The organism is Rhodopirellula sp. JB055 (genome assembly GCF_043100905.1).
In the GTDB taxonomy this organism is placed as follows: domain Bacteria; phylum Planctomycetota; class Planctomycetia; order Pirellulales; family Pirellulaceae; genus Rhodopirellula.
This window is the reverse complement of sequence record NZ_JBICHO010000461.1, coordinates 1-10,974: the sequence shown is the minus strand read 5'-3', so window position 1 is coordinate 10,974 and position 10,974 is coordinate 1. Positions and strand designations below refer to the sequence as shown.

Annotated in this window: 14 protein-coding genes; 10 read left to right on the top strand and 4 right to left on the bottom strand. The window is 56.6% G+C overall.

Annotation, left to right across the window (positions count from 1 at the left end):
- Positions 1-430 (bottom strand): BON domain-containing protein (locus ACF8AM_RS18160; protein ID WP_392557005.1); only part of this gene is annotated, 430 nt, incomplete at its 3' end.
- A 160-nt stretch (positions 431-590) separates the two neighbouring features.
- The gene (locus tag ACF8AM_RS18155; RefSeq protein ID WP_392557004.1) at positions 591-1,262 is read right to left on the bottom strand and encodes a hypothetical protein; all 672 of its coding nucleotides are present in this window, start codon (positions 1,260-1,262) and stop codon (positions 591-593) included.
- Between the two features lie 145 nt (positions 1,263-1,407).
- On the opposite strand from ACF8AM_RS18155, the gene ACF8AM_RS18150 reads away from it, so the two are divergent.
- Positions 1,408-2,499, top strand: a complete 1,092-nt coding sequence (locus ACF8AM_RS18150) for a YheT family hydrolase (RefSeq protein WP_392557003.1) — start codon at positions 1,408-1,410, stop codon at positions 2,497-2,499.
- 115 nt (positions 2,500-2,614) lie between these two features.
- On the opposite strand, the gene ACF8AM_RS18145 is transcribed toward ACF8AM_RS18150, so the two are convergent.
- Both ACF8AM_RS18145 and ACF8AM_RS18140 read right to left on the bottom strand, forming a co-directional pair.
- Positions 2,615-3,100, bottom strand: a complete 486-nt coding sequence (locus tag ACF8AM_RS18145; RefSeq protein ID WP_392557002.1) for a DUF1269 domain-containing protein — start codon at positions 3,098-3,100, stop codon at positions 2,615-2,617.
- 62 nt (positions 3,101-3,162) lie between these two features.
- Positions 3,163-3,618, bottom strand: a complete 456-nt coding sequence (locus ACF8AM_RS18140; RefSeq protein WP_392557001.1) for a TIGR03067 domain-containing protein — start codon at positions 3,616-3,618, stop codon at positions 3,163-3,165.
- Positions 3,619-4,023: 405 nt separating this feature from the next.
- On the opposite strand from ACF8AM_RS18140, the gene ACF8AM_RS18135 reads away from it, so the two are divergent.
- From ACF8AM_RS18135 to ACF8AM_RS18095, 9 genes are all read left to right on the top strand, one after another.
- The gene (locus ACF8AM_RS18135; RefSeq protein ID WP_392557000.1) at positions 4,024-4,455 is read left to right on the top strand and encodes a CsbD family protein; all 432 of its coding nucleotides are present in this window, start codon (positions 4,024-4,026) and stop codon (positions 4,453-4,455) included.
- A 2-nt stretch (positions 4,456-4,457) separates the two neighbouring features.
- The gene (locus ACF8AM_RS18130; protein ID WP_392556999.1) at positions 4,458-4,844 is read left to right on the top strand and encodes a hypothetical protein; all 387 of its coding nucleotides are present in this window, start codon (positions 4,458-4,460) and stop codon (positions 4,842-4,844) included.
- Between the two features lie 211 nt (positions 4,845-5,055).
- Positions 5,056-5,541: a phage holin family protein gene (locus tag ACF8AM_RS18125; protein WP_392556998.1), complete on the top strand. Its 486-nt coding sequence runs from the start codon at positions 5,056-5,058 to the stop codon at positions 5,539-5,541.
- Positions 5,542-5,546: 5 nt separating this feature from the next.
- Entirely contained in the window at positions 5,547-5,816 is a 270-nt protein-coding gene (locus tag ACF8AM_RS18120) for a hypothetical protein (protein ID WP_392556997.1), read from the top strand.
- Positions 5,817-5,928: 112 nt separating this feature from the next.
- Positions 5,929-6,258 (top strand): DUF4235 domain-containing protein, encoded by a 330-nt coding sequence (locus ACF8AM_RS18115; RefSeq protein WP_392556996.1) that lies wholly within the window; start codon positions 5,929-5,931, stop codon positions 6,256-6,258.
- Complete coding sequence (locus tag ACF8AM_RS18110) at positions 6,255-7,460, top strand: amidohydrolase (RefSeq protein ID WP_392556995.1); 1,206 nt, start codon at positions 6,255-6,257, stop codon at positions 7,458-7,460. Before ACF8AM_RS18115 ends, ACF8AM_RS18110 begins: the two co-directional genes overlap by 4 nt.
- Before the next feature lie 87 nt (positions 7,461-7,547).
- Positions 7,548-8,666, top strand: coding sequence for a glutamate--cysteine ligase (locus tag ACF8AM_RS18105; protein ID WP_392556994.1), 1,119 nt, complete (start codon positions 7,548-7,550; stop codon positions 8,664-8,666).
- A gap of 170 nt (positions 8,667-8,836) precedes the next feature.
- Positions 8,837-10,300 (top strand): sigma-54-dependent transcriptional regulator, encoded by a 1,464-nt coding sequence (locus ACF8AM_RS18100; RefSeq protein ID WP_392556993.1) that lies wholly within the window; start codon positions 8,837-8,839, stop codon positions 10,298-10,300.
- 164 nt (positions 10,301-10,464) lie between these two features.
- On the top strand, positions 10,465-10,827 hold the full coding sequence (locus ACF8AM_RS18095; RefSeq protein WP_392556992.1) for a hypothetical protein: 363 nt from the start codon (positions 10,465-10,467) through the stop codon (positions 10,825-10,827).
- The last annotated feature ends 147 nt before the right edge of the window (positions 10,828-10,974 follow it).

Sequence of the window (10,974 nt, the reverse complement as noted above, 5' to 3'; positions counted from 1 at the left end):
CCATAGCGGGAGCGAAATTCCAAAGTGGCAATTCGGCAACCTTCAGGCGATTGACCACCGCGACCACGTCCGAGGTTTTGATCGCGGTTGACTCCGCCCAATCACGGTGGCTCTTGGTATCCGAGGTTCCGCTCAAAAAGGCGACGCCTCGATCAACGGTCACACTGGGATTGGTGAACCACCCCGTGGCCTCCATGATCTCTTGCAAGCGAGTCTCGATTCGTTGATCGCTGTTGATCGGATCGACTTGAACTTCGTCAGCAACCTGCACTGAACCTTTTTCGCCTTCCTGTGTATCGCCTGTCACTTCTGCGGCGATTTCGTCCGCCGTGGGAGCCTCCTCTTGGGCATCCGTTTGCCGAGAGCCAATGCAGATCGTCAGCGCGAGACCGAACAACAAGCTGCGGCAAAGGAGATTCGAAGCGAACATGAAGGCATATCGGGAGCGAGGAAGGAAACTGGTTGGCAAAAGAAGCATCGGACCACGCCGCGTGGTTCCTTAGGACGAGCACCGAAAGAGACGGATGCCACATCGCTCTGCGTTGAGCTTGGGCATCTCGCCTTCAAAGACACGGACTTCGTTCCGGTGATCAGAAGTCGACGCGATTGTTCTTGCTGTCGAAACGAGCCTCGTACTCGATTTGCACCAAATAGTCTTTTAGGGCGACCACTTCGCGGAGATCCAGCTCGTCTTTGATTGAATCGATCGCTTCTTCCATCCGTTTCACCATCCGGTGAACTTTGATGAAATCGAATTCCTGGTATTCCGCATCGGGTTGGTAGCGTTTCGCAAGCGTCTCTTCGATCGGACGTCGGTACGGTTCCAGCACGGGGCTGTCCAGCGGCTCGGGCCAGTAGATCTCGCCGGTTTCCCGTTTGATTTGATTCTCGTTCAAGCGTTCAGGCTTCTGTTTGTTCGCAATCTTGATTCGGTCAGATGCCGACAAGCGATCTTTCTGCAACTCTTCTTCGCGAAGTTTTTTGAGATCGTAATAGAGTTCAACGGATTCTTTTCTGTTTTCAAGCTGCTTGGCAATCGCTTGCTGAAATCGTTCCGCAGAAAGCGAACGCAGGACAGCCCCCCGCCCCAAGCCTTCGGCCAGATCGCCTCGTGATTCAAGAACATCGCCTGCAACGGTGGACGCCCCCTCGTTATCAAATAGCCCGTCGTCTGCGTTGGCGACCGCGATCGGAAGCATCACGGTCAGTGCTGTGACTGCGATCGCGACGGCCGCGTATCGAGTGGAAGTGGTAGGTGTCATCGTGGTTCCCCATCGTGGAGTGCGTGTTGAGTGATTGTGATGAGGGGATTTACGCAAACACCGTTCCAAATCGCATTGGCCTGAAATTCGCGTCCTGTTTGGCATCCTTCTTCAAGCAGGTTGGCAGGACCGATCGGGCATCATCATGCGAGCCGATGCGGGACCTCAACAACCTTTATTCTTCGAAAGCGACGCGATGGACGACGATTCAACGAACCGTGACAAACGTGCGACTGCTGCAGTGGATCGCATCAAAGCTATCGAGCCTTTCCAACCCCATCCGCTCTGCCATGGCGGTTGGCTGCAAACGATTTCGGTGAAATGGTTGAACCCGAAGCTTTCATTGGACACGCGGCCTGACGCGATTGGAGTCTCAATTCACGATGATCACACCCCGCCCGATGAACTGAGTGGCTACTACTTTCCTGCTACCGAAAAACGATCCAAGAATCCATTGGTCACCATCTTTCATGGAATGGGCGGACATGCGCTGAGTCGGTACATGCGTTCGCTTGGCCAGCGGCTCAACACAAACGGGTATGACGTGTTGCTTTGGAATCATCGTGGCGCGGGACAATCAGCTTCGAAATGCGCCCGCTTTCATCATCCTGGACTAACCGCAGACGTCTGTCACCTCACCGAATATCTAAGAGCAGAACGACCAGAGTGGACGCGAAACGGCCTCGTGTGCGTGGCATTCTCGTTGGGTGCGAATTTGTTGCTGAAGTACTTGGCGGAATCCGGCACTGATTCAAACTTCGATGCGGCGGTCAGCGTCTCCGCCCCGCTTGACATGGAGGTCACATCAAAGAATTTACGAACAGGATCGAACCAGGCGTTCGACCGATATCTGCTGAGCAAGCAACGCGATGAATTGCTCCGAAGCTCTGCGGAACTCTCCGATGACGAGCGTTCCACACTGAATTCCGTCTCGTCCGTTTGGGAACTGGACGATCAATTCACCGCCCCGCGATTCGGATACGAGGGTGCAAAAGATTACTACGCGGAGAATTCCGCCGTCGATTCCATGCAATCAATCCGGACACCCACGTTGCTTCTGCATGCCAAAGACGATCCTGTCGTTGTTCCGGACGTATTCGAAGGGATTGAGTGGGAAAAGAACGAGGCTCTTTACCCGCTGCTGTGCGAATCGGGGGGCCATACCGGATTCCTCGACCAAAATCGCCGACGATGGCACGAAGCATCCGCCATCGCATTCTTCGACGCCGTCCTGTGATCGGACGGTCATCAGTGGCCTACACGCGGACACGAAAAAAGGCTGATCCGCCATGTGCGAAATCAGCCTCGCGTGATGCATCAATCGCGATCGTTCAACTGAGCGATTGCCTCGATCAGGCTTCGTAACGTTCAACCGAAGTCGGGTCGCACGTCTTCAGTGTTTGGGCCGCTGTGTTCAGCTTCGCTTGATCGCCTTCGATCACAATCAACGACGATCCACCGCGCAGATTCGATTCGTAGTTGGCACTCGCCTTGTCATTCAATCCCCAAGACTGAATCGACGACAACAGGCCTCCGCCGACGGCACCGGCCGCCATCCCTGCGATGGGCCCCGCCACGAGGAACGGTCCAATCATGGTGGGTGCTGCCAGCAACGCACCAACGGCACCGCCGGTCAACGTCGCCGCGGCGGTTGTCTTTTCGGCTGGCGGTGAGTTAGCCATGTTGCGGGAGTCAGAGGACGCCACCTCGTGAGGATGGTCGGATTGGGTGATGACGCTGAAGTCGTTTGCTTCATAGCCGTCCTTTTGAAGCGCTTCGACTGCAGTGGCCAATTTTTCGCGGGTCGCGTACTCGGCGACGAGACATTGGTAGCTCATGGTTTTTCCTTTTGATTGATTTGCGAGCGATGTGAGGTGTGACCAAGTGATGGGTGACGGAATCAATCTTCCCGTTCGGCTTCAAACAGCATCACCTTGCTGCCTTTGGGAGACTTGAACTCGGTCGGACGTTCCTCGCCCGGCAAGGCGTAGCAAAGGTCAAACTCATCGCTCTCTGTCATTCGAATGATTCCGAACGACTTCATCGGAGGCATCCCCTTCATCTCGGTTGTCATGTTGATGTGCGCCGGTTTCTTGCTTTCATCAAGCGTGAAGAACGCTCGGTAAATTTCTCGTTGTTCTCGGTCGTAGGTGAGGATCATGTTCTTTTCGATCTTCATGACTGTCCCTTCGAGCTCGTCTTCGGGAATTTCCTCCCCTTGGTTCACACCTTCTTCGACTTCCCACACTCCGGCCAATCGCTTGAGCAACGGCTGGGTGTGTTCATCGGCATGAACGGGAACGACGAAGGTCAGAACGAGACATGGCAAAACGGCGTGCAGGATGAAACGTGTCATGGGTGGATCCTTGTTGAGTGTTCGGAGCGATTGGTTCGTTTCAATCGAACAGTCGCAAGAGACGTGCCGTGACCACATGGATGAACACAATTCCAACGCAAACGCATTCACCGTGTAGCACATCACAAAGCTCGGGCTGAACGAGAACCGACCAAGCTGCTCGCGAAAGCACCGCCAACCGCCTTGCTCTTCTGCGGCCGAAGATCCGTTTCGGTTGACGACGATTTCTTCCAAGAAGCGTTTCGAACAATGCCTGGACACGCGAAACGGAAATGGGAACGACGCTTTCCGAGGGCTCATTTTGTTTTGGCCCGCAAAATGCGTTTGCTCTTCAACGCCATCTCAAACGAGATCGCAGACGAAACCCAGAAACAACTCAACCAACACGCAAACGGAGTCTCACTCATGGTTAATCGCCAAGAACTACAAGGTCACTGGAACGAAGTTAAAGGCCGCCTGAAAGAACACTGGGGGCAATTGACCGAAGACGACCTGCAGCAGGCACGCGGCTCGGCCGAGCAATTGGTTGGTGTCGTTCAGCAAAAGACGGGTGCTACCCAAAACGAAATCGAGAAGTTCCTCGATGGCATTTTTAGTCGCAACTTCAGCGACCAAGCGTCCGAGACCGTTCAGCAATACAGCGACGCAGCCCAAGCCGCCGCTGCTGACGCCGCCGCCTACGCTCGACAGAACTACCAGCGGCTCGCTTCGCAATCGGGCGAATACGGAGCCAAGCTCGCTGATACCGTTCGAAGTCGTCCGAGCGAATCGTTGGCGATCGCCTTCGGCCTTGGGATTGCCGCGGGGGCATTGCTTTTCTTTGGCAACAAGAAGTGATCATGGCGACCACATACGCAACTGAGAAACAGTCCGCTGCGATCAAGCAACGCATGGCTGAAATCCGAACGGAACTTCCTTACGAAGTCGACGACGCTCGCGTTCGTGTGCGTCAACTGACGGATTGGAAGTATCACATGTCGCGGCATCCACTGCCGATCTTGGCGGGTGTCGCGGCAATCGGCTTCCTCATCGTCCCTAGCAAACGAGCTCCGGAACGCATCGTTATTCGCGAAGCTCCGCGAAACAGCGGTGTCGCGCCGGAGCCAGCCAAAAAGGGACTGATGGCGGGAATCGCCGGGACCGTGATGACGCTCGCGATTCGCCAGGCCAGCACTGTGGCGGCTCATCAAATCAACCGAATCCTGACCAACCGATCGTCCACATGATTGCTCCCGCACATTCCCGACCACCCCGACGCGTCGAATTCGACGAGCTTCTCATCGAGGCTCGAAGGACGGAGTCGGAAGAAAAGACATCCAGCAAATTGCAATTTATCAACCAATCCGTCGCCAAATACCCGACTGCATCTCTTGTTGCAGCCGGCGTGTTCGGTGTGGCTCTTGGTTGGATCGTTAAACGCCGACCATCGTGATCGACATGCCAAACAACGCCAGCATCCAAAAAGTCCTGCGTGACGTCCTCGATCTATGCGAGTTGCAATGGCAACTGCTGTCGGTTGATGCTCAAGCAGCCAAACGAAAGCTTACCGCGGCAGCGATCTTCTCTACGATCGCGGTTGCGCTAGCGGGATCCGCTCTGACGGTGTTGCTGATTGGATTCGGGTTCTTGCTCGATGAACTGACCGATCTGTCGACCGGCGGCGCGTTGCTGACACTCGCAATCACAACGTTCGTGATTGTCGGCGTCCTCGCTTGGATCGCGGCCAAGGCGGTCCAAGCCGCAACCGGCGCGATGGCTGAAACGAAGTCCGAATTGTCCGAAAACGTTCGTTGGCTGAAGGCGACCATGATTTCGCCCTCAACCTCCGCTCGCAACCAAATGCGTCGCGAATCATTTCGAAGCGGTCTCGAACCGTCTCGCCACTACACCCCCGACCGAGTCTCTCCCCTTACTGAAAGGTAAACGTCATGAACGAAGCAACTACTCACCAAAGCACTCCCGGCACGTCGTCCAGCAACTCGAACCCAAACGGTCTGTCTGACCAAGCCCGCGACACTGCGGACCGAGTCGCCAACGGAGCCGTGGAGTTCGGCAAAGACGCCGCGCAGCAATACGTCAAAGAACCCGCACAAGATCTATTCGGATTGGCCAAGGCCTACGCGAAAGACCACCCCGATGTCGCAGCCTGCTGGGCATTCGGATTGGGCGTCGTGGTCGGCTGGAAGCTGCGGTCGTAGAAATCCGAAGCGACTCGTCTCTTTGACCGCCCAGGTTCTCACGACCGGGTGTCACAAACATTCGTTCGAGCAACCCCCGTTGGTTGCTCTTCTCATTCATGGAAACACAGCAATGCAAGAACAACTCGAAGATCTGAAGGATCGCGCCGCGGACCTTTTCGAATCTGACTCAGACGGTCGGAACACTGGGATTGGGCAAACCGAGAATGCCATCGCTTTTGCCGCCGCACTTGGATGCACCTTCCTGGTCCGCCAGGGTATCGAGCTCGGTTGGCGGACGGCGCTGAAGCGAGATCCACCCAAGAATCCGACGTCACATGATGTGGCTTGGCGGGAAGCGTTGTTGTGGGGGGCGGTATCGGGCGCCATTGTCGGCGCTGCACGAATCGCATCCCGCCGTGCTTCTTCGTCGGCATACCGGTCGATGCGGTCGACATCATGAAGACCGCCGAAGATCTGCAGGATCGCGTGACTTCGCTCTCGCAAAAGCACGCGATCAAGACACGAGAGGTTCGCAGGTACATTCACCGTTACCCTGAACTCTCTGGCTACGAATACCGGACGACTGAGTTTCTGGCGGAGATCATCACGGACCTCGGACTCAAGCCAACGATGGCAGAAGACAACCGGGGCCTGTTCGTCGACATTGGCGATGCTTGCGAACTGGGACGGACGGCCATCCGTGCGGACATCGACGCTTTGCCGATTCAGACGATGGTCCAGCATGACTACGCCAGTGGCACCGACCAAGTCATGCATGCCTGCGGGCACGACGCACACGCTGCCATGGCGTACGGTGCCGCAGCGGTCTTGACTGAACTCGCGCGTGACGGCATCGCAGTCAACAGTCGCATCATCTTTCAACCCGCGGAGGAAACGAGCCGCGGTGGTCTGCACATGATCCGCTCGGGTGCTCTTCAAGGAGTCCATTCTGCGATCGCACTGCACGTCGACCCGACTCGCCCGGTTGGCACGATCGGGATTCGCGAAGGAGCCTTCACCGCCGGATGCGACCTGTTCACCGTCGAGCTGACCGGCCAAGGCGGCCACGGTGCCCGGCCGCACCTGACCGGAGATTTGGTCGGAGCCGCGGCCCAGTGGGTGACCGACATCTATCGCCGAGTCCCCCGGGCCATTGATGCACGCGATGCGGTCGTGATCAATGTCGGCAGCCTTCACACCGGAAATGCCCCGAACGTGGTGCCGTCTTCTGCATCGCTCAGCGGCACGCTTCGAACGCTCTCATCCGACAGTGCCGAGCAGGCCAAGGAGATGATGGCGGAAATTTCACGGTCGATCGCTTCGATTCATTCTTGCAAAGTCGATTTGCAGTACGGGCAACACACGCCACCGGTCATCAATGAGGCCGCCGTGACTCGCCGGCTTCGCCAAGCGGCGGTGGACGTCCTCGGGGACGCGAACGTTCGCGACATCGCTCAGCCCAGCATGGGCGCGGAAGACTTTTCTTTCATGGCACAGCAAGTGCCCGCCGCGATGTTCCGGCTGGGTGTCGCGGGCATTGATCTTGGCAGCGAACCGCTGCACACGCCCAAGTTCGATATTGACGAATCCGCCCTGCCGATCGGTGCGAGCGTCCTGGCTCTTGCGGCGATTCCCGACGGGCCACGCGGCACTGTTGCGTGAGCGATCTGGCATCTCTTTCTGTCCCTTAGTCCCTGTGCCGGATCCTCTGCGACTTCGGCGGATCCTTGTTCCATCGGAGAACTCATCGTGTCATTTGTCATTCCCACCGTCGGCGTTGAAGAAGAGTATCAGCTCGTTGACCCTCGCAGCGGCGTGCTGATTCCTAACTGTAAAGAAGTCATGCGGACGATTCGTCGCCACGGCGGCGCAGAAGAGGCTCCTTCGGAGATTCAGCATGAGCTCCACCTCAATCAGATCGAAATGGCATCCGACGTGTGCAGTTCGCTCGAGGACGTGCGGGAGGCACTGACACGAACGCGACGCATGTTGGTGGATGCGGCTCGTGCCAACGAAACAGAACTCGCCTCAGCGGGAACCAACCCGCTGCCAATCCCCAGCGACGAAGCGATGACGCCGAAAGATCGGTATCAAGCGATGACGGATCGATACCAGCAGATCGCACGCGATTTATTGATCTTTGGCTGTCACGTTCACGTCGCGATGGATGATCGTGAACTTGGCGTTCAAGTCATGAACCGTTGTCGACGGTGGCTCCCGATTCTACAGGCGATCACGGCCAATTCACCGTTTTGGGACGGAGTCGACACAGGATACGCCAGTTACCGTCGAGAGCTATGGGCACAGTGGCCCATGGCAGGGCCACCGTCGCACTTCGAATCGTTGGCGGACTACCAAGGGTGCGTTGACGACCTGGTTGCATGCGGAGCGATCAAGGATGAAAGCTTTTTGTACTGGGACATCCGTCTCCCCACTCGCGTGCCCACGATTGAGTTTCGTGCGGCTGACGTGATGACCCGCGTCGAAGAAACGGTGGGTTACGTGGGGCTGATACGGGCCATTGTGATGCTGGCGGTTTCAGAAGAAGAACAGTCGATACCAATCGCCCCGATTCGGCCGTCAGTCCTGTCTTACGCGATCTGGCATTCGGCACGGTACGGGATGAACGACCAACTCGTTGATCCGGTGACCCGGGAAATGCTAGGCGCCAGCGAACTGCTCGATCGACTGATGACCGCCATTCGTCCCGCACTGGAAGCGACCGGGGAGGCTCGTCCGGTCGAGGCCTTTGCCGACGAAGTGATCCAAAACGGAACGGGTGCCGATCGGCAAAGACGAGGCGGGGAATTGAGCGACGTGGTGGCCAACGTGGTCGCAGAAACCGTCCCCAATGCGATCCTTGCCTGATTGTTGGCCCGAAAATTGCTCGGCAATCAACCAATCTGATCGACAAACGATTCCCTGAACGATAATCTTATTTTCACGAGTCCAATCCTATGGCAGCAGGCACCGCACTTCACTCCCCACAAGCTGAGGCGGGGGCCCAATCCGCACCTCGCTCAAAGTGGTCAAAATCGATGCCCAACCTTCTCGTCATCGACGACGATCGAACCATCTTGGCCCTCGCTGAAAAAGCGTTGGCTCCGATTGCCGACGTCTCTGTGGCTGCCAATGCCGCCGATGGGCTGGACCGACTTCGCCAAGGTGATTTCGACGCAGTGCTGCTGGACATCCAGCTTCCCGACCAGAACGGATTGGCCGTTTATTGCGAAATTCGCGAACACGACCGTCGAATCCCGGTGATCTTCATGACCGTCGAGGCGGCCAGCAACACCGCGATCGAAGCGATGCAACTGGGGGCGTTTGATTACATCGCAAAACCGTTGAATGTCGAATCGCTGCGTGATCTGGTCGAAAAGGCCATCGAGCAACGTCAGATCAGCAGCGTTCCGGTTGCGATTTCCGCAGACGACCAGGGCGGGGACCAATCAGCGGAGCTCTTCATCGGTCGCTCGCCAGTCATGCTGGACGTTTTCAAAGCAGTCGGCAAAGTTGCGAAGCAAGACGTTCCGATCCTGGTTCGCGGGGAAAGCGGAACGGGAAAGGAATTAGTCGCTCGTGCGTTGTTCCAGTACAGTCATCGCAGCCAGGAGACTTTTCTCGCGGTAAACTGCGCCGCTCTACCAGACAACTTGCTCGAGAGTGAACTGTTCGGGCACGAAAAAGGCGCCTTCACCGGTGCCGAGTCCCGACGAATTGGCAAGTTCGAACAGTGCAACGGTGGGACGCTGTTTCTGGATGAGATCGGCGACATGGCGCCGACGGTCCAGGCCAAGGTGCTTCGCGTTTTGCAAGAACAACGCTTCGAACGTGTTGGTGGCAACAAAGAACTGACGACCAATGTTCGCATCATCGCGGCGACGAACCGGCCGCTCGAACAAATGGTCGAAGACGGCGATTACCGCGAAGATTTGCTGTATCGACTCAACGGCGTCACAATTGAACTTCCGCCGCTGCGGGATCGTTTGAGTGACGTCCCCGCCTTGATTCGATTCTTCCTTGCCCAAGCCAAGATTGAATTCAACAAACCCGACTTAGAAGGTTTGTCGCCGGAAGCCGTTGATTTGTTGACGGCGTACGATTGGCCCGGCAACGTCCGCCAATTGCGCGCTGTCATTCGTCGCTGTGTCTTGGACACCGTGATGCCCGTGATCACGCCTGACACCTTGCCCGACGCAATCGCCGGGCCCAAACCAAGCGGCGGTCAGTCGAGTAGCAAGTCGTCTGAAGGAGTTCGCGAGGATGCTCCAGGCAGTCAATTGCCTGAACTGGTGGAGCGACTTTTGCAGGAAAAGTCAACGAACGTTTACGGTGAAGCGATGGAGTACATGGAGCGATTCGTGATCTTGCAAGTCCTGCAAGCGACGGACGGTAATCAGAGCCAAGCCGCTGAGATCTTGGGGATCACACGTGGCAAGCTTCGTGACCGAATCAATTCGTACAAAATCGTCTTGAAGAGCGACGTCGGAGTGGAAGCCTGATTCTAGCTCTTTTCCATGCGGGTCGCCCCCATGGATATCCGCGTCTTATTTCGTGCCTGTCGAGCGTGCTGCTTGACCGGCATCCAAACCGGTTTCTACCGTTCTTCTTTCCATCGCTGTGTTCGGCGACTGCGTCGGGCCAGACTCTCCCCTCTATCCCTCCCATGATTGAAGCCCAAAAAGAACGTTTTGCTGCCGCACTTCAGCGTGTGGCAGGAGATGAAGACATGCTCGTGATGCTGGCCAACATTGCCGCCGAAGACGGACCACCGATGTTGAGGCAAGTTCGCGATGCGTTGGCAGACGGCAATTGCAGCGAGGCAGCCCGGACGGGCCACGCGCTCAAGGGTTTATTGAGCACCTTTGAAAGCGGCTCACCCGTCGATGAGCTGCAACCGATGATTGACGCCGCAAGACTGGACGACATCGGAACCTCTAGGCAAGCCCACGAGACAGCAGCACCAAAGCTAGAGAAGCTGATGAGCGAAATTGAAACTCTGGCCCGCGGTAGCGAATCGAACGCGTAGCAGGCGTTCAATAAACCAGCCGTCTGTCACGAATTATTTTTAGGTTAGTGGACGAGGCGACGAGTCCTGAACTGACGTGAAGTCCAAGGACTCGTCGCCTCGTCCACAGCGATCAACCTTCCCATTTGACTTTGACTGAGCACGTGC

What these genes read in the sequence shown, in the direction of transcription:
- ACF8AM_RS18150 (WP_392557003.1), top strand. Translation starts at nt 1,408, where the DNA reads ATGCGAGCCGATGCGGGACCTCAACAACCTTTATTCTTCGAAAGCGAC.
- ACF8AM_RS18155 (WP_392557004.1), bottom strand. Translation starts at nt 1,262, where the DNA reads ATGACACCTACCACTTCCACTCGATACGCGGCCGTCGCGATCGCAGTC.
- ACF8AM_RS18115 (WP_392556996.1), top strand. Translation starts at nt 5,929, where the DNA reads ATGCAAGAACAACTCGAAGATCTGAAGGATCGCGCCGCGGACCTTTTC.
- ACF8AM_RS18100 (WP_392556993.1), top strand. Translation starts at nt 8,837, where the DNA reads ATGCCCAACCTTCTCGTCATCGACGACGATCGAACCATCTTGGCCCTC.
- ACF8AM_RS18125 (WP_392556998.1), top strand. Translation starts at nt 5,056, where the DNA reads ATGCCAAACAACGCCAGCATCCAAAAAGTCCTGCGTGACGTCCTCGAT.
- ACF8AM_RS18145 (WP_392557002.1), bottom strand. Translation starts at nt 3,100, where the DNA reads ATGAGCTACCAATGTCTCGTCGCCGAGTACGCGACCCGCGAAAAATTG.
- ACF8AM_RS18130 (WP_392556999.1), top strand. Translation starts at nt 4,458, where the DNA reads ATGGCGACCACATACGCAACTGAGAAACAGTCCGCTGCGATCAAGCAA.
- ACF8AM_RS18135 (WP_392557000.1), top strand. Translation starts at nt 4,024, where the DNA reads ATGGTTAATCGCCAAGAACTACAAGGTCACTGGAACGAAGTTAAAGGC.
- ACF8AM_RS18120 (WP_392556997.1), top strand. Translation starts at nt 5,547, where the DNA reads ATGAACGAAGCAACTACTCACCAAAGCACTCCCGGCACGTCGTCCAGC.
- ACF8AM_RS18140 (WP_392557001.1), bottom strand. Translation starts at nt 3,618, where the DNA reads ATGACACGTTTCATCCTGCACGCCGTTTTGCCATGTCTCGTTCTGACC.
- ACF8AM_RS18110 (WP_392556995.1), top strand. Translation starts at nt 6,255, where the DNA reads ATGAAGACCGCCGAAGATCTGCAGGATCGCGTGACTTCGCTCTCGCAA.
- ACF8AM_RS18095 (WP_392556992.1), top strand. Translation starts at nt 10,465, where the DNA reads ATGATTGAAGCCCAAAAAGAACGTTTTGCTGCCGCACTTCAGCGTGTG.